Source organism: Mycobacteriales bacterium, assembly GCA_030697205.1.
Lineage (GTDB): Bacteria > Actinomycetota > Actinomycetes > Mycobacteriales > SCTD01 > JAUYQP01.
Window position 1 is genome coordinate 83,977 of sequence record JAUYQP010000030.1, and the last position, 18,531, is coordinate 102,507.

An 18,531-nucleotide genomic window follows, 5' to 3' on the forward strand; every position below is an offset into this window, starting at 1 on the left:
ATGACCTTCACCCAGCGCTCCTGGTCCGACAAGCCGACCAGCCGAAGCCTTCCCGCCATCCCCGATCGGAAGATGACCATGTCGAAGAACTCGAAGGCCCGCAGCCTCACCGTTGTCGCCGCTACTGGCGCAGCCGTCGTGATGGCAACCGGCATCGGCTATGCCTTCTGGTCCGCATCCGGGACTGGCGTCGGATCTGCTGCGGCGGGGACTGTCGTGCCGGTGACCGCCAACGTCACCACGGTGCAGAGCAGCGCGACGCTGCTCTACCCCGGTGTCAGCGTCCCCGCGACCATCAACGTCCACAACCCGAACCCCGTAGCCGTGAAGGTCACCGGCTACACGCTTGCGACCGCGACCCAGCCAACTGGTGTCAGCAACCCCTCGAACGCCTCCTGCACCGTGACGAGCGCGCTGGTCAGTGCGGCAACTGCCACTGCCTCGGGCCTGAACGTGAGCATCCCGGCCAACAGCGATATCACGATCACCCCTGCCGGCAACCTAATCACCATGGGCGCCAACTCTGACAGCGGATGCCAGGGTGCCACCTTCACGTTCAGCGGCGTGACAGTCGTCGCCCAGGTCGGCTAGATCAACCAACGTCCCCGCCACCACTCACGAGAACAGGTCTGAGATGCTCCTCCGCCGCCTGCTCCTTCCGATCGGCACGCTCGTGCTGGTTGCGAGCGCGCCCGGCCTGGCTGCGGCCGCGTGGAGCGCTTCGGGGTCGGGGTCGGCGGCGGCAACGGCGGCGACGCTCACTGCCCCGACCGGGGTGAACATCACGGCCTGCTCGACCACGAACAAGTCGTCGAGCATCATGACGGGCACAGTCACGATGAGCTGGACAGTCAGTGCCGGGCCGAATGTGACAGGGCAGCGGACGTACATCGGGAGCGGTTCGCCGACCCCCACCTACACCCAGAACGGCACGGCGATCGCGAACAACACCACCGCGACACGTGTGCTTTCGTTCAGCCTCGGCGCCGGCACGTACCGCGTGGGTGTGACGGGCACTCGAACCAACTGGGTGAGCACTGTCGCTGGCTCCAATGACAGCTTCACGGTGACGACCTCTGGCTCGAACGGATCCTGCTCCAACACCTGAGCGGTGCGCGCCGCCGTCCGTTGGTGCTACTGGCACAGGAAGGCAGTTCGGCCATCAGGGATGTTGGGATGCAGTTACAACGCGAGTAGTCGATCCACGTTGACTGCATCGAGTAGGCGGCGGTCGTGGGTGACCAGCACAAGGGTCCCCTCGTAAGCATCTAGCGCTGACTCGAGCTGCTCGATCGCCGGCAGGTCGAGGTGGTTGGTGGGTTCGTCGAGCACCAGCAGATTGACGCCGATCGCCTGCAGTAGGGCCAACGAGGCCCGAGTCCGCTCGCCAGGCGACAGCGAGGACCCGGGACGGTTCACGTGGTCACCGCGCAGACCGAACTTCGCGAGCAGGGTGCGGACCTCGCCGGCCGGCCACTCGGTGCGGGCCTCGACCACCTCGACGACCGTTGACGATCCGGCAAAAGCAGAGCGCGCCTGGTCGATCTCGCCGAGGCGGACGCCCGAGCCCAGGGTCTGGGCGCCGGAGACGAGAGGGAGTCGGCCGAGCAGCGCCTCGAGCAGGGTGGTCTTGCCGGAGCCGTTGGGGCCCACGAGCGCGACGCGGTCGCCGTAGGCGATCTGCAGTGAGATCGGCCCGAGGGTGAAGGTGCCGCGCTGGACGACGGCGTCGGAGAGGACCGCGACGATGTCGCCGGAGCGGGGCGCGGCGGCGATCGACATCTGCAGCTGCCACTCCTTGCGGGGCTCGTCGACCTCGTCGAGGCGGTTGAGCTGCGACTCGATGCCGCGCACGCGCGACGCGGCGTGCGTGGCCGCCTCGATGCGAGCGCCCCGCGCGGCCCGGTCGTTGTCGGGGCGCTTGCGCTTGGCGCGCAGCGCACCGCGGACAGACTGCTCGCGCTGCTTCTGGGCCTGGGTGACGAGGGAGGCGCGCTTGTCGTCGTACTCCTCGTAGGCCTCCCGGGCCTGCTGGCGGGCGAGCGCGCGCATGTCGAGGTAGGCGTCCCAGCCGCCGTTGTAGAGGCGCGCGGTGCGCAGCGGCCCGTCGATGTCGAGGACGGAGGTGATGGTGCGCGAGAGGAACTCGCGGTCGTGCGACACCACCACGAGACCGGCCGACAGACCGAGGACGAAGGACTCGAGCTGCTCCAGTCCCGCGAAGTCGAGATCGTTGGTCGGCTCGTCGAGCAGGAAGACGTCGAAGCGCGACAGCAGGATGGAGGCGAGTGACGCGCGGGCGGCCTGGCCACCGGACAGCGTCGTCATCTCGGCCGCGAGCAGCGCGGGGGACAGGCCGATGTCGGCGCAGACCTCCTCGGCGCGCACCTCGAGGTCGGCGCCGCCGAGGTCGAGCCAGCGCTCGAGCGCGGTGGAGTAGGCGTCGTCGGCTCCCGCGGCCCCCACCGTCAGCGCCTCGGTCGCGGCATCCAGCGCGGCCTGCGCCGCCGTCACCCCCGTGCGGCGCAGCAGGAACGCCGACACGGTCTCGCCTGGGAGGCGCTCCGGCTCCTGGGGGAGCAGCCCGACGTTGGCGGTCGGCGGCGCGAGCGCGAGCGTCCCCGAGTCAGGCGTCAAAGCGCCGGACAGGCACGCCAGCAGCGTGGACTTGCCGACACCGTTGGGCCCGACGACGCCGATGCGGCTCCCGGGCGCGACGGTGAGCGAGATCCCGGCGAGCACGAGCAGAGGACCGCGTACGACGGTGACGTCGCTCGCGACGAGGGTGGCGGACACGAGGCTCCACGCTAGTGGGGGAGCGCCACCGGGTTGTCAGCCGCGCAGGACGTCGGCGAGGTCGAAGCGGACCGGCCGGTCGAGCTGGTCGTAGGTGCACGACTCCGCCGTCCGGTCCGGGCGCCAGTGCTTGAACTGCGCGGTGTGGCGGAAGCGGGTGCCCTCCATCGCGTCGTAGCCGACCTCGGCGACGAGCTCGGGGCGCAGCGGGACGAAGGACAGGTCCTTGCCGGAGTTCCACCGCGACCCTGCCGACTGGCCGGGGTTGCGCTCGGGGACGGCGTCGCCGACCCACGGGTGCGGACCGTCGGTGCGGAAGGGCTCGAGCTCGTCGATGAGCTCGGCCCGCCGGGCGGCCGTGAAGGACGCCGCGACGCCGACGTGCTGCAGGGCGCCGGCGTCGTCGTAGAGACCGAGCACCAGCGACCCCACGACCGGACCCGACTTGTGCAGCCGGTAGCCCGCAACGACGACGTCGCAGGTCCGCGCGTGCTTGACCTTGAGCATCACGCGCTTGTCCTGCTGGTAGGTCTGGGCGACCGGCTTGGCCATCACCCCGTCGAGCCCCGCGCCCTCGAAGACCTTGAACCACTCACCCGCGACGGCAGGGTCTGCGGTGACCGGCGTGAGGTGCACCGGCGGCTGCGCTCCCGCCAGTGCCTGCTCGAGCAGCACCCGTCGCTCCGCCTGCGGCCGACCGGTCAGGTCGTCGTCGCCGAGCGCGACCAGGTCGAAGGCGATGAAGCTGGCCGGGGTCGTCTCGGCCAGCATCCGCACCCGGCTGTCGGCGGGGTGGACGCGCTGCAGCAGGGTCACGAAGTCGAGGCCCTTGCCTGACACGATGACGATCTCGCCGTCGACGACGCACCGCTGTGGCAGTTGGGCCTTGAGAGCCTCGACGACCTCGGGGAAGTAGCGGGTCAGCGGCTTCTCGTTGCGCGAGCCGAGCTCGACGGAGTCACCGTCGCGGAAGACGATGCAGCGGAAGCCGTCCCACTTCGGCTCGTAGAGGTAGTCGCCCTCGGGTACGTCCGGCACCGACTTCGCGAGCATCGGCTTCACCGGCGGCATGACAGGCAGCTGCATCGGCCCATCCTCCCGCACGTCCACACACGTGCGGTGCCTGACGTCGACCCCTCGACGGCCATACCCGTTGTCGCAACCACTGGAGGTGGTCATGGCCATCACTGCGAGCGTCGCGCGGAAGTCCCTCATCTCGCTGATCGAGCAGGTCAACGACGACCACGTACCTGTGGAGATCCTGTCCAAGTGCGGCAGCGCCGTCCTCATGTCCCTCGAGGACTACCAGGCCCTGCAGGAGACTGCGCACCTGCTGCGCGTCCCGGCGAACGCGCGTCGGCTGCTCGAAAGCCTGGCCCAGGCCCAGTCCGGTCGCCGCGAGGACTGCGAGCTCGATCGCTGAGATCAGGCCGGGGCGAAGAGCTTCTGGGCGTGCTCGCTGAAGGCGCGCATCTCGGCGACCGGCCCGATCTCGAGGAAGACGCAGGCCTCCGACGTGGTGCCGGTGTGACCGGCCGGCCAGTGGTAGACCTCGCCGGCCCGCGCGGTCTCGAGCGAGCCGTCGGCGTGCTCAATGGTGATGGAGCCCTCGAGCACGATGCCCCAGTGCGGGCTCGGACAGCGGTCGCCGGGCAGGCCCTGCAGGACCGGTCCCATGTCGGTGCCGGCGGGCAGGCGCACGTGGCGGATCGCCATCGCACCCATCTCGGCGTACCTCGTCTCGAGCTCGCCCTGCGCGACCTCGACGGGGAGCTCGCTGATCGGTGTGGCCATGACGTCAGTCCTCTCGTGAGAGCGCGCAGCCCGCTGCCGCGCGCCAGTGGTCGTCGTCCCCGGGGCCGATCCGTGCCGCCCCCTCCACGGCACGGACCTGGTCCGGGGTGCGCACGGCGATGACGCAGAACTCGTTGCCGAACGGGTCCTGCATCACCGCCCAGTCGATGCGGGGCTGCTCGCCCGGGTAGGAGCCCGGCCGCGGGTAGAGCGCAGGAGGCTTCTTCAGCCGCCCGCCGATCGCCTCGACCTCGGCGATGGACGTCGACACCGAGCGCACCCAGATGTCGATGTGGCCGCGGTTGGCCTCGGCCCCCTTGGTGGTCGACACCTTGTGCAGGATCAGCTCGTGGTCCCAGGGGTCGGGCCGGCCGAGGTAGGAGTAGCGCCCCGGGAAGACCGACGGGATGACCGCGAGCCCGGTGAGGGCGCTGTAGAAGGCCTCCGCGACCGCGAGGTCCTCGACGTCCACGACGCTGCACCGCAGCTTCCCGATCCCCATGTGGCGGACACTACTCACATTGCGAGTAGTCTGACAAGGGTGAACGCCTCATCCGCCACCTACGGCGTCCTCGGCATGCTCGCCACCCGGCCCTGGACGGGCTACGAGCTCACCCAGCAGGTACGACGCAGCCTGCGCTTCGTGTGGCCCGTGTCCGAGGGGCACCTCTACCGCGAGCAGGGGCGGCTGGTGGAGCTCGGCTGGGCGACCGTCACCGAGGAGGCGGCCGGCAAGCGGTCGCGCAAGCGCTACGCCATCACCGACGCCGGGCGCGTTGCCCTCGCCGACTGGCTCGCGACGCCCCCGGAGGAGCCGCACCTGCAGGTCGAGGGCGTCCTGCGCGCCTTCTACGCCGACCACGGCACGGTCGCCGACCTCGAGCAGTCGCTGCGCGCGACCGCCGACGGTGCGCGGGCGATGCTCGACGACCTGCGCGCGATCGTGGGGGAGTACCTCGACGACGACGGTCCGCTCACGCTGCTCGAGTCAGGGCAGGGCGGTCCGGGTGACCGCCGCGAGTTCCACGGCCGACCGATGTACCCCGAGCGGCTGCCGGTCGTCGCCCTCGCCATCGACGCGACGACCCGTCTGCTGGCCGAGCTTGACGGCTTCTTCGCCGAGGCCGCGGACGAGGTGGCGTCGTGGGCTTCCACCCACGACGCCACCCTCGCTGCGACGACCCGGGCCCGGCTGGAGACCGTCCGGGACCGCTGACGGCTAGCGCATCAGGTCCTCGACCTGGTCCCACGTCCGCACGCTGACCGGCCGACCGGTCGGCAGCGCCGGCGGGGGAGGGGTCGTCACGGGCAGCCCGCCGGGGCTGTTGCGCTCCAGCACCTCGAGCTCCATCTCGCCGGCGGGGATGCGGCCCTTCATCAGCAGCGTGCGCTGCGCGTCTGCGGTGTCGATGCCCACGACGTACGCCGTGACGTCGGCGTGGGTCGGCGTCAGATCGACGACGGTGTAGCCGTGGCGGGTCCAGTTCCACAGTCGCATGTGGGGGTTGAGCGCGAACTGCGTCGCCTCGATGGCCTCCTCGGCCCCGGGGGTCTCCTCGGCCGCGAAGAACAGACCGGTCGACGTGACGCCCGACGTCATGACCTCGAACGCGACCTTCTGACCGCCGACGAGACCCTCGGCGCCGTAGCTGTCCTGGACGAAGCCCCAGACGAAGGCGTGCATGTCGCCGGTGAGGATGAGGTTGCCCTTCGGTCGCGCGGCGAACGCGGCCACGATGGAGTCGCGCTCGTCGCGGTAGCCGTCCCAGGCGTCCATGTTGATGTAGGCGCGTGACGGGCCGGGCAGCATCGCGCCCCACGGCTGGAAGATGGTCTGGTTGCCGAGCACCCGCCAGGTCGCCTTCGACGCCCGGATCTGCGTGGCCAGCCAATTGGCCTGGTCCTTGCCGAGCATCGTCGAGGTCTGCGACGCCGACGACGTGCCCTCGACGTTCTCCGCGCCGGTGTCCGGCTGGGCCTCGCGGTACCACCGCCCGTCGACCATGAGCAGGTCGGCGAGGTCGCCGAGCCGCACCGCGCGGTAGAGGCGCCAGGAGGAGTGCGGGTCGGTCCCGGTACGGACGAGCTTCGCGCGCACCGGCATCCAGTCGAAGTACGCCGCGGCCGCCTCGAGGGCGTACTTCCGCATGAAGGCTGCGTCGTCACCGCGCGGGTGGCTGCCGCTGGCGTGCGCCTTCGCGTCGTAGTCGTAGTAGGGGTTGTTGACGATCTCGTGGTCGTCCCAGGTCGCGATGATGGTGTGCTGCTCCATCGCGCGCTGCAGGTCCGGGTCGCTGCGGTAGGAGCGGTGCACGGTGTAGCAGTCGGCGAGACTGCTCATGACGGTCGCGCCGCTGGGCAGCGCGACGTCGCGGCCGTTGGCGTTGCCGACGTCGTTGCCCTCGTAGATGAAGTCGCCGACGTGGACGAGGTAGTCGAGCTTGTCGGTCATCGCGTGGCGGTAGGCGCCGTAGAACCCGGCGGCGAACTGTTGGCAGGAGAAGACGCCGAGCCGCAGGCTCTTCACATCCTGGCCGACGGCCGGCGCGGTGCGGGCCCGGCCCGTCCGCGATGCGACACCGCGGTAGACGAAGCGGAAGAAGTAGAAGCGGTTGGCCTTCAGCAGTCCGTCGACGTCGACCCGCACGGTGCCGTCGCGGTCCTTGCGGACGTCCTTGGCGGCGATGCTGCGGCGCAGCACGACCTTCTTCATCGCCGCGTCGGTCGCCACCTCGAGCACGAGGACGTCGCGACCGGTGATGCGCGCCGGGTCGACGCGGGTCCAGAGGATCACGCCGCTCGCGGTCGGGTCACCCGAGGCGACGCTCTGCGGGAAGACCTTCCCGTCGTCGACCTTGCTGATGCGGGGTGCGCTGCCGAGCGGGCTGGAGGGCGTGGCGGCGAAGGCGCCGTCGAGCGCGACGCCGACACCGGCGGCGGTGGCGCCAAGCAGGAGTGAGCGACGGGAGATGCTGGGCACGGGTGAGTCCTCCGGGACGTGGGACGAGACGGCTGTCCCGGTCCACGTTGGCGGCTCCGGCGGCCCTTCCCTGCCTCGCGGCGTCGTTGTTCACGCAACGCTCACCCGGGTCGTCGGGTGGCCGCCGTGCGTTCACCGTCGAGGTGAGCGCCCTCACAGCGGCGGGGCTGGAGGAGGCCTCAGCGCAGGGGTGCGAAGCGGCGTACGCCGGTCCCCTCCTCGGTGGTCACACCTGTCTCCGGGTCGACCCAGCCGGCGAAGTCCTCGAGGGTGCGCACCGCGAAGGGCGGGCCGTCGACGGGGTAGAGCGGCAGGTAGACGACTGTCGTGCGGTCGGCGTCGTTGGCGTCGTGGCCGAGGCCGAGCACGAGGTACTGCGGCCCCTTCCAGTGCTGGTAGGTCCCGGGGATCACGTCCATGCCCGCGACCCTAGGGTGATCACGTGTCCCGACTGCGCGCCGCCTCGCCCTACCTGCTCGCCGCCCTGCTCCTCGGCGCGGGCACGACCCACTTCGTCCAGCCGTCGTTCTACGACCCGATGATCCCGGAGGCGCTGCCCGGGACGGCCCGGCAGTGGACCTACGGCAGCGGGGTCGTCGAGCTGCTGCTCGGCGCGCTCGTCGCCGTCCCGCGCACCCGCCGGCCCGCGGCGCTGGCGAGCGCGGGGCTTTTCGTCGCGGTCTTCCCCGGCAACATCAAGGGCGCGCTCGACGCCGACACCACCGTCGAGCAGGTCGTGACGATCGCGCGGCTGCCGCTGCAGGTCCCGCTGGTGCTGTGGGCGTGGAAGGTCTCGCGCCGCAGCTAGTGCACGACCCCGTCGGCCAGGGTCGCGCGGCCGAGCTCGACGAGCGGCCCCACGACCGCGTCGTAGCCGTCGAAGCCCTCCCCGACCATCGCGCCGGCCTTGGACCGGGCGGCGATGCCGGCGCAGACGACGGCCAGCTTGAAGAAGCCGAAGCTCACGTACCAGGGCAGGGTCGACACGTCGAGTCCGGAGCGCTGCGCGTAGAGCTCCACGACCTCGTTGCGGGTCAGGCAGCCCTCCAGGCCGGTGACCTGCGGGACGATGACGCCCTGCTTGCGCAGGCCGGTCTCGTCGCCCTCGCCCCAGTAGACGAGCAGGATGCCGAGGTCGGCGAGCGGGTCGCCCAGCGTCGACATCTCCCAGTCGAGGACGGCGACGACGGTGCCCGGGTCGGTCGGGTGCAGCATCGTGTTGTCGAGGCGGTAGTCACCGTGGACGATCGTGTGGCGCTGCGTCTCGGGGCGCTGCTCGGCGAGCTGGGTCGCGAGCGCGTCGAGGGCCTCCATGCCGTCGAGGCGGGTCGCCTCCCACTGCTTGCCCCAGCGCGAGACCTGACGCGCGAGGTAGCCGTCGGGCCGGCCGAAGGACCCGAGCCCCACGGCCTCGTAGTCGACCTCGTGCAGCGTCGCGAGCACCCCGACGAGGCCCTCGCAGACCGCGCGGCGCTGTGACGGCTGGTCGGCGTAGCCGGGCGGGAAGGCCTCCTTGACGATGTGGCCCTCGACGAGGTCCATCACGTAGAACGGCTGCCCGAGGACCTCGGGGTCGGTGCACAGGTGGCGCATCCTCGGCACGGGTACGCCGGACCCCGCGAGGCCGGCCATCACGGTGTGCTCGCGCGCCATGTCGTGGGCCGTCGGCAGGATCGACCCGAGTGGCGGGCGGCGCAGGACGACCTGCCCCGCCCCGCTCGAGACGCGGTAGGTGAGGTTGGACTTGCCGCCGGCGATGAGGCTGACCTCGCAGTCCGTCCAGGCCGGGTCGCCGAGGACGTCCGCGAGGTAGGGACCGACGACCGACGGGTCCGCGCCCGCCACCGCTTCGCTCATGCGACCGACCCTAGTGCCGCGCTCTCCTAGGCTCGCCGGGTGCCCGTCCGCCTCGTCGACCGCTCGCCGGTGGTGCCCGCCGAGGAGCTCGTCGCGTCCCTCGTCCCGCCGCCGCGCTTCGCCGGCGCCCGCTTCGGGACCTACCTGCCCGACCCGGCGCAGCCGTCGCAGGCCGCCGCGGTCACCGCGCTGCAGGCCTTCGCCGCGTCGCTGACCCCGCCGCCGAAGCGGCTGTTCCGTCGCGAGCCGCCCCCCGGGTTCGCCGGGGTCTACCTCGACGGCGGCTACGGCGTCGGCAAGACCCACCTGCTGGCGTCGCTCTGGCACGCCGCACCCGGCCCGAAGGCCTACGGCACCTTCGTCGAGCTCACCCACCTCGTCGGCGCCCTCGGCTTCGCGACCGCGGTCGAGGCGCTGTCCGGTCACCGGCTGCTGTGCATCGACGAGTTCGAGCTCGACGACCCGGGCGACACCGTCCTCGTCAGCACCCTGCTCGCCCGCCTCGTCGACGCCGGCGTCCGGGTCGCTGCCACCAGCAACACCCTGCCCGGCGCGCTGGGGGAGGGCCGCTTCGCCGCGAGTGACTTCCTGCGCGAGATCCAGGGCCTGTCGGCCCACTTCTCGTCACTGCGCGTCGACGGCGAGGACTACCGCCACCGCGGCCTGCCCGCCGCCCCCGACCCGCTGCCCGACGAGGAGGTGCGACGACGCGCGGACACGACCACAGGGGCGTCGTACGACGACTTCGGTGCGCTGCTCGACCACCTCGCCGCGCTGCACCCGAGTCGCTACGGCGGTCTGCTCGACGGGCTGGAGCTGGTCTGCCTGAGCGGGGTCCGGCCCGTCACCGACCAGGCGGTCGCCTTGCGCCTCGTCGTCCTGGCCGACCGGCTCTACGACCGCGACCTGCCGGTGGTCGCGAGCGGGGTGCCCCTCGGGGAGCTCTTCCCCGACGACCTGCTGCGCGGCGGCTATCGCAAGAAGTACCTCCGGGCGGTGTCGCGTCTGACAGCGCTGGCCAGGCAGGCCACGTCGACCTGACCCGGGGGACGCCGCCCTGGTGTCACGGACCTGGTCCTTATGGGTTGTGGACCTGGGCAGTTCTGACTGACTTCGCGACCTGGCGTCAGGGCGAGCGGCTCGGCTGCCGACAAGCAGGCTGACGGGTTCCGAGGCGAAGGGTTGTGCGGTGGACGGCACGCGGGCCGAGGCCTGGGTCCCACAGGCGCGCACAGCGCAGTGGGAGCCCGGTGCACAGCAGGTCCTGGACGCCTTCCCGGACTCCACGGCGGTACTCGACGCCGACGGCGTCGTGATTGCGGTCAACCGCGCGTGGCGGATGTTCGCGCTGGACAACGCAGGCTCGGAGGCCGCGACATCGACGGGCGTGAGCTACCTCGAGGTGTGCGAACGCGCCTCGGCCTCTGGGTGCGCGGACGCTGCGGTAGCCGCGAGCGGTCTGCGCGCTGTGCTCGCAGGTGACAGCGTGGAGAGCGAGCTGTCCTATGCCTGCCCCAGTCCCACCTTCGGCAGGTGGTTCCTGTTGAGGATCACTCCCCTGGACGGTGAGCGGTCCGGGGCTCTCGTGTCGCACGTGAACGTCACGCGGCTGAAGTCGGCGGAGCAGGAGCTCGAGCGCAGAGCCTCGCAGGACCCGCTGACCGGCCTGGCCAACCGCACCCTGCTGCACAGTCAGCTCGGGCAGGCGCTCGTCCCACGCGGAAGCCGACGAAGCCCTGAGGTCGGGGTCCTCGTCATCGACCTCGACGCCTTCAAGCCGGTCAACGACACCTTCGGTCACGCGGCCGGCGACGAGGTGCTGCTCGAGGTGGCACATCGGCTGCGTACGGTCGTGCGCCCGACGGACACGGTGGCTCGCACGGGCGGCGACGAGTTCGCCATCGTCGCCCCGGGCATCAGTGACGAGGGCCTCTACGAGATGGAGCGCCGCATCTCGCAGGTCCTGGCGCCTCCGCACCAGATCCATGGGCGGCGCCTCGAGGTCGGGGCCAGCATCGGTGCCCACCTGGCGACCCCTGGTGACGCGCCCGCCGACGCGCTCGCGGTCGCCGACGCGCTGATGTACGACGACAAGCGGTCAGCGCGTGCCCGGGCCTGAGCAGGCCCGCCCCGGCCGCTCTGCCGACTGCCGGTGATCAGGGTTGGCCGGGGCTCGCGACCGGTAGCCCGATGCTCGTGGCGGCGTCGGCGAGGCGTTGGTCGTAGGTGACGAAGGCGTCCAGGCGAGTCCCGAAGACCGCGCTCGCGGTCGCGAGGTGGATCGCGTCGAGACTGCGCAGGTTCGGATCGGGATACGCGGCCGCGGTGGCGCGCACAACCTCGTCGATCTCGTAACGGGCGAGCCGGGCGATGACGGCGGGTACACCACCGAGCAGCGCCGGGTCGCTGCGGCGCAGCGCGCGGGGTAGTTCGACCTCTACCACCACCGAGGACACCCACGGCGCGGGAGAGCGCGCGTCCAGCCAGTCAGCCAATGCCTCGGACTCCCGCTCCGGGCGCACCAACTTCACCAGGGCTGCCGTGTCCAGGTAGAGCATCAGTAGCGCTCGTCGTCGCGGAGTCGGCGCAACAGCTCGCCCGCTTCGTTGTCGGTGCGGACCGGTCCCGGCGGCCGAGGCGCCGGCCCGGAGGTGGTGGCTGGGCGCAGCCGTCCCGTGCCGATCAGCTCGGCCAAGGGGTGGTTCTCCGCCGGGATCAACCGCGCGATGACCGTGCCGCGCTCGGTCACGTCGATCGCCTCGCCACGCTTGACTCGCGCCAGCACCCCGGCGGTGTCCTGGTTGAGCTCGCGCACGGGGACCTCGGTCATGATCTGAGGGTAGTACAAAAATCTAGTACATGGTACGGGCGGCCAGTGGCTCGTCCCCGTACAGCGCCAGGACGCTCGTGGGTGCCAGTCGTCAGGAGAGGGCCACGACGGTGGCCGACTCGCCGGCGACCGCCACCGCCCCGTCGACCACCGACACGGGCCCGCTGGCAAGCAGCACCGCGTCGACCTGACCGCGCACGGGCACCTGCAGGTCGCCGCTGCCGAGGTTGCAGACCAGCGCGACGCCGCCTCGCCGGACGACGACCCAGCGGGCGTCCTCGTCGTAGCTCACCTGCACGAGGTCGCGGCGGCCGTCCGCGAGGTCCGGGCGCGTGCGACGCAGGGCGAGCAGATCGCGATACCACCCGAGCAGCGACTGGGCTCGTGCGCTCTCGAGCTCCGACCAGTCGAGCTGCGAGGCGCGGAAGGTCGACTCGGCCTGCGGGTCGGGGACCGCCTCGACGTCCCAGCCGTGCCGGCCGAACTCCTCACGGCGGCCGTTGCGCACGGCGTCGCCGAGATCACCGGAGTGGTCGCTGAAGAACTGCCAGGGCGTCTGCGCGCCCCACTCCTCGCCCATGAACAGCATCGGAGTGCAGGGTGAGAGCAGGACGAGAGCGGCCCCGATCCGGAGCAGTCCGTCGGGCAGCGTCTGGGAGAGCCGGTCGCCGACGGCGCGGTTGCCGACCTGGTCGTGGTCCTGCAGGTAGGTGACGAAGCGCCAGCCCTCGAGGTCGTCGGGCACCGGCCGACCGTGGGAGCGGCCGCGGAAGCTCGACCAGCAGCCGTCGTGCACGAAGACGCCCCTCAGCGCCTTCGCGAGGGTCGGCAGGGAGCCGAAGTCGCCGTAGTAGCCCGAACGCTCACCGGTCACGAGCGCGTGCACGGCGTGGTGGACGTCGTCGGCCCACTGGCCATCGAGGCCGAGCCCGCCCTGCACACGCGGGGTGACGGTGCGCGGGTCGTTGCGGTCGGACTCCGCGACGAGGAACAGCGGTCGGCCCACCTCCCGCCCCAGCTGCTCGACCTCGACCGCGAGCTCCTCGAGCAGGTGCACCGCACGGTCGTCGACGAGAGCGTGCACGGCGTCGAGGCGCAGCCCGTCGCAGTGGAAGTCGCGCAGCCAGGCGACGCACACGTCGAGCAGGAAGCGCCGGACCTCGTCGCTGCCCGGCTGGTCGAGGTTGACCGCCGAGCCCCACGGCGTCGTGTGGGCGTCGGTGAGGTAGGGGCCGAGCTCGGGAAGGTAGTTGCCGGCCGGCCCGAGGTGGTTGAGCACGACGTCCATGACGACGCCGAGCCCGCGTGCGTGGCAGGCGTCGACGAAGCGCTTGAGTGCGTCGGGCCCGCCGTAGGGCTCATGGACGGCCATCAGCGCGACCCCGTCGTAGCCCCAGCCCCAGCGGCCGTCGAAGGCGTTGCAGGGCAGCAGCTCGACGGCCGTGATCCCGAGGTCCACGAGGTGGTCGAGCCTCCCCGCGGCGGCGTCGAAGGTGCCCTCTCGGGTGAAGGTGCCGACGTGCAGCTCGTAGAGGACGGCCACCTCGAGAGCGACGCCGGACCAGGTGGCGTCGGTCCAGGCGAACTCCCCGTGGTCGTAGCCGCGGCTCGGGCCGTGGACTCCGTGCGGGAGCCAGGTCGCGCGCGGGTCGGGTCGGACCGGTCCGCCGTCGAGGGAGAAGCCGTAGTCGCTGCCGGGGGTGAGCGCCGGACCGGACCACCAGCCGTCCTCGGCAAAGGTCATCGGGAGCCGCTCCTCACCCCGGACCAGGGCGACCGAGGTGGCCCGCGGTGCCCACAGCCGCGTCATGCGCGGACCAGCAGCGCCACGGGGGAGTCGGTGAGCAGGTCGGCCAGGCGCACGCTGCCGCCGTCGTGCTCGGCATCGGTGAGCAGGTCGTGCCACCGACCCGGCGGGAGCTCCACCGCCTCGTCGCCCCAGCCGTCCCGGGCCACCGACACGGCGCGGACCGGCACGACCGTGACGACCTCCTCGCCGCGGCAGAAGGCCAGCGCGCGCAGCCCTGCGGGCAGCGGCGTGTAGCTCCCGCGCAGGAAGGTCTCGGGCCGGTCGCGCCGCAGCCGCAGGGACGTCGCGAGCAGGCGCAGCTTGGGATCAGCGCTGCCGAGGTCGGCGAGCTGGCGGCGCCGCTCGTCGAAGTCGACCGGCCGCCGGTTGTCGGGGTCGACGAGGGACAGGTCCGCGAGCTCGGTGCCCTGGTAGGTGTCGGCGACCCCGGGCATCGTCAGCTGCACGAGCTTCTGGGCGAGCGACGTCGTGCGCCACGGGCCGTCGAGCCGCGCGACCAGGTCCTCGACCTCGGCGACCAGGTCTCGGTCGGCCAGGACCGCGCGGGCGACGCGCTGCAGGCTCTCGTCGTACGCCGGAGCGGGGTCCACCCAGCTGGTGCTGGCCTTGGCCTCCCGGGTCGCCTTCTCGAGGTAGGCCCCGAGCCGCTCGGGGGCGAGGGGCCACGCCCCGACGAGGGTCTGCCAGACGAGGTAGCGGGTGGGCGCGTCGAGGTCGGGGTGGCGGGCGTCCCACCGGGCTGCGACGGCACCCCACTCGTCGGGCATCTCCGACAGCAGCACCAGTCGGGCGCGGACGTCCTCGGAGCGCTTCGTGTCGTGGGTCGAGAGCGTCGTCATCGACAGCGGCCAGTCGTCGGCCTGCTCGACACAGGCCCGGTGGAAGTCGGCAGGCAGGACGCCGAAGGTGCCTGGATCGCCGCCGACCTCGCACAGCGCCGTGAGCCGCAGGTAGCGGTAGAAGGCGGTGTCCTCGACGCCCTTGGCCATCACCGGCCCGCAGGTCTGCTGGAACCGCGTGACGAGCTCGGGAGCCCCGCCCTCGCCGAGCACGAGGCCCCGCCACAGGTGCAGGTCGTCGGCGAGGTCGGGTCGCCGCGAGCGGGCCAGGGCGACGGCGTGGTCGACGTGGCCGCGGGCGGCCTCGTCCGCGGGGCCGTCGGGCGGGAGGTAGGCGCGGTAGACGCCGAAGGCGACGAGCAGCTCGACGAGCGGGGGCTCGAGTCGTTCGGTGGGAAGCCCGGTGGCGTCCTGGGCGAGCCGGACGAGACGGTGCACCTCGGGTCGCAGCACCTCCGACAGGACCAGACGCTTCGACTGCTCGACGACCTCGTCGTAGGGCAGCGGGTCGCGCTCGCGCCACAGCGCGGTCAGCCGCTGCTCGCCGAGGGGATCGACGAAGAGCCCGAGCAGCCGGTTGAGCGCGTCATAGCCGGTCGTGCCCGCGGTGTCCCACGTCGAGGGCAGCTCCTCACCGGGCTCGAGGATCTTCTCCACGACCACCCACGAGCCGCCCGAGGCCTCGGCCAGGCGGCGGAGGTAGCCCTCCGGGTCGGCGAGACCGTCGGGGTGGTCCACCCGAAGCCCGTCGACGACGCCGTCACGCAGCTGCTGCAGCACGAGGGCATGGGTCGCGTCGAAGACCTCCGGCACCTCGACCCGCAGCCCCGCCAGTGTCGTCACGTCGAAGAAGCGGCGGTAGTCGAGGGAGTCGGCCGCGTCGCGCCAGTGTGCGAGGCGATAGTGCTGCGCCTGCAGGGTCGCGAGCGGGTCGCCCTCGACGAAGGTGCCCGGCGCGACCGGCAGCACGTGCTCGTAGTAGGTGACCGACTCGGGCGTCACGACCAGCTCGTCCAGCGACAGCTCGAGCGGCTTGCCGAGGACGGGCACCAGCACCTTGCCGGGGTTGTCGGGAGACGCCCAGTCGACGTCGAACCACGAGGCGTACGCCGAGGACGGCCCGTCGCGCAGCACCGAGGTCCAGGCGGCGTTCTGCTGCTCGGGCTCGCTGACGGCCATGTGGTTGGGCACGATGTCGAGCACGACACCGAGGCCCGCCTCGGCGCAGGCCTCGACGAGGCGGAGGTAGTCGACCGGACCACCGAGGTCGCTGTCGAGCCGGTCGTGGTCGACGACGTCGTAGCCGTGCTGGGAGCCCGGTGCGGACTGCAGGTAGGGCGAGCAGTAGAGGTGCGTGACCCCGAGCTCGGCCAGGTACGGCACGACCGCAGCGGCGTCGGCGAACCCGAACGACGGTGTCAGCTGGACCCGGTAGGTCGAGACCGGGACGGGCCGACCGGCAGCGGGCAGGTGGGGCACTCAGAACTCCGCGCGGAGCACGAGCACGGAGCGTCCCTCGACCTCGACCGCGTCGCCGATCTTGATGTTGCGACGGTCCGCCTCGTCGCGCATCGGCGCGGCGGTGTCGAGCTCCACGACCCAGCTCTCACCTGCACCGAGCTCGGGCAGCACGAAGTCGAGCGGCTCGTGGTGGCCGTTGAGGAGGAGGAAGAACGAGTCGTCGACGACCGGCTCGCCACGCGGGTCGGGCTCGCGGATGCCCTTGCCGTTGAGGAAGACCGAGACCGACTTCGCAAAGCCGGACTCCCAGTCCTCGTCGGACATCCAGTCGCCGGCAGGGGTGAACCAGCCGATGTCGCCGAGCTCGGAGCCCTTGACCGCTCGGCCCTTGAAGTGCCGGCGCCGTCGGAAGACGGGGTGCTCCCTGCGCAGTCGGGCGAGGCTTGCCGTGAAGTCGGTGAGGACCTCGAAGTCGCGGGCCCGCTCCCAGTCGACCCACGCGATCTCGCTGTCCTGGGCGTAGACGTTGTTGTTGCCGAGCTGGGTGCGGCCGAGCTCGTCGCCGTGCAACAGCATCGGGACGCCCTGGCTCAGGAACAGCGTGGTGAGGAAGTTGCGCTTCTGCTGCTCGCGCAGGGCCACGACGTCGAGGTCGTCGGTCTCGCCCTCCACACCGCAGTTCCAGGACGAGTTGTGGCTCTCCCCGTCCTTGCCGTCCTCGCCGTTGGCCTCGTTGTGCTTGTCGTTGTAGGACACCAGGTCGTGCATCGTGAAGCCGTCGTGCGCGGTGACGAAGTTGATGGAGGCGAAGGGTCGGCGGCCGTCGTTCTCGTAGAGGTCCGCCGAGCCCGTGAGCCGTGACGCGAACTCGGCGAGCGTGGCCGGCTCACCGCGCCAGTAGTCGCGGACCGTGTCGCGGTACTTGCCGTTCCACTCGGTCCACAGGGGAGGGAAACCACCCACGTTGTAGCCGTCGTGGCCGATGTCCCAGGGCTCGGCGATGAGCTTGGCCTGGCTGACGACGGGATCCTGGTGCACGAGGTCGAAGAAGGCCGACAGCCGGTCGACCTCGTGGAACTGCCGGGCGAGGCTGCTCGCGAGGTCGAAGCGGTAGCCGTCGACGTGCATCTCCGTGACCCAGTACCGCAACGAGTCCATGATCAGCTGCAGCACGTGCGGGCTGCGCATCAGCAGGGTGTTCCCGGTGCCGGTCGTGTCGTAGTAGTGCTCCTGGTCGCCGTCGACGAGCCGGTAGTAGTTGGCGTTGTCGATGCCGCGGAACGACAGCGTCGGCCCCAGCTGGTTTCCCTCCGCGGTGTGGTTGTAGACGACGTCGAGGATGACCTCGAGCCCCTCGGCGTGCAGGGCCTTCACCATCGCCTTGAACTCCTGGACCTGCTCGCCGCGCTGCCCGCGCGAGGAGTAGGCGTTGTGGGGGGCCAGGAAGCCGATGGTGTTGTAGCCCCAGTAGTTGCGCTGCCCGCGCTCGGCGAGGTGGCTGTCGTGCACGAACTGGTGGACCGGCATGAGCTCGATCGCAGTCACGCCGATGCGCTTGTAGTGCTCGAGCATCACCGGGTGCGCGACGGCGGCGTAGGTCCCGCGGATCTCCTCGGGGATGCCCGGGTGGGTCTGCGTCAGACCCTTCACGTGCGCCTCGTAGATCACGGTCTCGTTGTACGGCGTACGCGGGTGTCGGTCGTTGTCCCAGTCGAAGAAGGGGCTGATCACCACCGACTTCGGCATGTGCGGGCCCGAGTCGGCGTCGTTGAACGAGCCGTCGGACCAGGAGTAGCTGAAGCAGGCCTCGCTCCAGTCGACCTCGCCGTCGACCGCCTTCGCATAGGGGTCGAGCAGCAGCTTCGACGGGTTGCAGCGGTGGCCGTTGGCCGGGTCGAACGGGCCGTGGACCCGGAAGCCGTAGCGCTGGCCGGGGCCGACGCTCGGGAGGTAGCCGTGCCAGACGAAGCCGTCGCGCTCCCTCAGGTCGATCCGCACCTCGGAGCCCTCGTCGTCGAACAGGCAGAGCTCGACGCGCTGCGCGACCTCGCTGAACAACGCGATGTTGGTACCGCTGCCGTCGAACGTGGCACCGAGCGGGTAGGGCGAGCCGGGCCAGATGCGCAAGGTGGTCCTCCGAACGGTGGCAGTATCCGAGGGTCTG

19 protein-coding genes are annotated in these 18,531 nt (G+C 71.3%); 7 read left to right on the forward strand and 12 right to left on the reverse strand.

The annotated features are described in order from the left end of the window. Together Q8R60_09670 and Q8R60_09675 are read left to right on the forward strand one after the other, a co-directional pair. Window positions 1-591 (forward strand): hypothetical protein, encoded by a 591-nt coding sequence (locus Q8R60_09670; protein MDP3712740.1) that lies wholly within the window; start codon window positions 1-3, stop codon window positions 589-591. Between the two features lie 43 nt (window positions 592-634). After that, window positions 635-1,108 carry a hypothetical protein gene (locus Q8R60_09675; GenBank protein ID MDP3712741.1) on the forward strand — a complete coding sequence of 158 codons (474 nt, stop codon included), beginning with the start codon at window positions 635-637 and terminating at the stop codon, window positions 1,106-1,108. Between the two features lie 74 nt (window positions 1,109-1,182). On the opposite strand, the gene Q8R60_09680 is transcribed toward Q8R60_09675, so the two are convergent. Together Q8R60_09680 and Q8R60_09685 are read right to left on the reverse strand one after the other, a co-directional pair. Further along, window positions 1,183-2,796 (reverse strand): ABC-F family ATP-binding cassette domain-containing protein, encoded by a 1,614-nt coding sequence (locus Q8R60_09680; protein ID MDP3712742.1) that lies wholly within the window; start codon window positions 2,794-2,796, stop codon window positions 1,183-1,185. Between the two features lie 36 nt (window positions 2,797-2,832). Continuing rightward, complete coding sequence (locus Q8R60_09685; protein MDP3712743.1) at window positions 2,833-3,882, reverse strand: ATP-dependent DNA ligase; 1,050 nt, start codon at window positions 3,880-3,882, stop codon at window positions 2,833-2,835. A 91-nt stretch (window positions 3,883-3,973) separates the two neighbouring features. On the opposite strand from Q8R60_09685, the gene Q8R60_09690 reads away from it, so the two are divergent. Then, window positions 3,974-4,219, forward strand: a complete 246-nt coding sequence (locus tag Q8R60_09690; GenBank protein MDP3712744.1) for a type II toxin-antitoxin system prevent-host-death family antitoxin — start codon at window positions 3,974-3,976, stop codon at window positions 4,217-4,219. 2 nt (window positions 4,220-4,221) lie between these two features. On the opposite strand, the gene Q8R60_09695 is transcribed toward Q8R60_09690, so the two are convergent. After that, window positions 4,222-4,590: a cupin domain-containing protein gene (locus tag Q8R60_09695; GenBank protein ID MDP3712745.1), complete on the reverse strand. Its 369-nt coding sequence runs from the start codon at window positions 4,588-4,590 to the stop codon at window positions 4,222-4,224. Between the two features lie 4 nt (window positions 4,591-4,594). Further along, entirely contained in the window at window positions 4,595-5,092 is a 498-nt protein-coding gene (locus tag Q8R60_09700) for a VOC family protein (protein ID MDP3712746.1), read from the reverse strand. Window positions 5,093-5,131: 39 nt separating this feature from the next. On the opposite strand from Q8R60_09700, the gene Q8R60_09705 reads away from it, so the two are divergent. Next, the gene (locus Q8R60_09705) at window positions 5,132-5,806 is read left to right on the forward strand and encodes a PadR family transcriptional regulator (protein ID MDP3712747.1); all 675 of its coding nucleotides are present in this window, start codon (window positions 5,132-5,134) and stop codon (window positions 5,804-5,806) included. 3 nt (window positions 5,807-5,809) lie between these two features. Here the strand turns inward: Q8R60_09705 and Q8R60_09710 are convergent, their stop codons facing one another. Further along, window positions 5,810-7,570 (reverse strand): alkaline phosphatase D family protein, encoded by a 1,761-nt coding sequence (locus Q8R60_09710; protein ID MDP3712748.1) that lies wholly within the window; start codon window positions 7,568-7,570, stop codon window positions 5,810-5,812. A 179-nt stretch (window positions 7,571-7,749) separates the two neighbouring features. After that, window positions 7,750-7,989 (reverse strand): DUF1653 domain-containing protein, encoded by a 240-nt coding sequence (locus tag Q8R60_09715; GenBank protein ID MDP3712749.1) that lies wholly within the window; start codon window positions 7,987-7,989, stop codon window positions 7,750-7,752. A gap of 23 nt (window positions 7,990-8,012) precedes the next feature. On the opposite strand from Q8R60_09715, the gene Q8R60_09720 reads away from it, so the two are divergent. Beyond that, window positions 8,013-8,378 (forward strand): hypothetical protein, encoded by a 366-nt coding sequence (locus tag Q8R60_09720; GenBank protein MDP3712750.1) that lies wholly within the window; start codon window positions 8,013-8,015, stop codon window positions 8,376-8,378. Here Q8R60_09720 and Q8R60_09725 read toward each other — a convergent pair. Beyond that, window positions 8,375-9,427 (reverse strand): phosphotransferase family protein, encoded by a 1,053-nt coding sequence (locus Q8R60_09725; protein ID MDP3712751.1) that lies wholly within the window; start codon window positions 9,425-9,427, stop codon window positions 8,375-8,377. The two genes, Q8R60_09720 and Q8R60_09725, sit on opposite strands and share 4 nt — an antisense overlap. Before the next feature lie 39 nt (window positions 9,428-9,466). On the opposite strand from Q8R60_09725, the gene zapE reads away from it, so the two are divergent. Together zapE and Q8R60_09735 are read left to right on the forward strand one after the other, a co-directional pair. After that, window positions 9,467-10,468, forward strand: a complete 1,002-nt coding sequence (gene zapE, locus Q8R60_09730; GenBank protein ID MDP3712752.1) for a cell division protein ZapE — start codon at window positions 9,467-9,469, stop codon at window positions 10,466-10,468. 148 nt (window positions 10,469-10,616) lie between these two features. Then, complete coding sequence (locus Q8R60_09735) at window positions 10,617-11,546, forward strand: diguanylate cyclase (GenBank protein ID MDP3712753.1); 930 nt, start codon at window positions 10,617-10,619, stop codon at window positions 11,544-11,546. A gap of 37 nt (window positions 11,547-11,583) precedes the next feature. Here the strand turns inward: Q8R60_09735 and Q8R60_09740 are convergent, their stop codons facing one another. The 5 genes from Q8R60_09740 to glgX form a co-directional block, all read right to left on the reverse strand. Next, window positions 11,584-11,985 (reverse strand): type II toxin-antitoxin system VapC family toxin, encoded by a 402-nt coding sequence (locus Q8R60_09740; protein ID MDP3712754.1) that lies wholly within the window; start codon window positions 11,983-11,985, stop codon window positions 11,584-11,586. Continuing rightward, a complete protein-coding gene (locus Q8R60_09745) occupies window positions 11,985-12,257 on the reverse strand; it encodes a type II toxin-antitoxin system prevent-host-death family antitoxin (protein ID MDP3712755.1) in 273 nt (90 codons plus the stop codon). Before Q8R60_09745 ends, Q8R60_09740 begins: the two co-directional genes overlap by 1 nt. 91 nt (window positions 12,258-12,348) lie before the next feature. After that, a complete protein-coding gene (treZ, locus tag Q8R60_09750) occupies window positions 12,349-14,067 on the reverse strand; it encodes a malto-oligosyltrehalose trehalohydrolase (GenBank protein MDP3712756.1) in 1,719 nt (572 codons plus the stop codon). Next, window positions 14,064-16,385: a malto-oligosyltrehalose synthase gene (gene treY, locus Q8R60_09755; protein MDP3712757.1), complete on the reverse strand. Its 2,322-nt coding sequence runs from the start codon at window positions 16,383-16,385 to the stop codon at window positions 14,064-14,066. Before treY ends, treZ begins: the two co-directional genes overlap by 4 nt. After that, window positions 16,386-18,494 carry a glycogen debranching protein GlgX gene (glgX, locus tag Q8R60_09760; protein MDP3712758.1) on the reverse strand — a complete coding sequence of 703 codons (2,109 nt, stop codon included), beginning with the start codon at window positions 18,492-18,494 and terminating at the stop codon, window positions 16,386-16,388. Window positions 18,495-18,531 lie beyond the last annotated feature (37 nt).